The sequence below is a fragment of the Bacillus cereus group sp. BfR-BA-01524 genome, assembly GCF_022662595.1.
Taxonomy (GTDB): Bacteria; Bacillota; Bacilli; order Bacillales; family Bacillaceae_G; genus Bacillus_A; species Bacillus_A thuringiensis_S.
On the sequence record NZ_JAKUDW010000274.1, the window covers coordinates 1 to 512 of the forward strand.

The window sequence follows — 512 nt, forward strand, 5'->3', positions numbered from 1 at the left end:
CTGGTGTTCCTCCATATCTCTACGCATTTCACCGCTACACATGGAATTCCACTTTCCTCTTCTGCACTCAAGTCTCCCAGTTTCCAATGACCCTCCACGGTTGAGCCGTGGGCTTTCACATCAGACTTAAGAAACCACCTGCGCGCGCTTTACGCCCAATAATTCCGGATAACGCTTGCCACCTACGTATTACCGCGGCTGCTGGCACGTAGTTAGCCGTGGCTTTCTGGTTAGGTACCGTCAAGGTGCCAGCTTATTCAACTAGCACTTGTTCTTCCCTAACAACAGAGTTTTACGACCCGAAAGCCTTCATCACTCACGCGGCGTTGCTCCGTCAGACTTTCGTCCATTGCGGAAGATTCCCTACTGCTGCCTCCCGTAGGAGTCTGGGCCGTGTCTCAGTCCCAGTGTGGCCGATCACCCTCTCAGGTCGGCTACGCATCGTTGCCTTGGTGAGCCGTTACCTCACCAACTAGCTAATGCGACGCGGGTCCATCCATAAGTGACAGCCG

At 54.1% G+C, this 512-nt stretch carries 1 rRNA gene; it reads right to left on the minus strand.

What is annotated here, in order from left to right:
• Positions 1-512, minus strand: a 16S ribosomal RNA gene (locus MR170_RS31015); the annotation flags it as partial.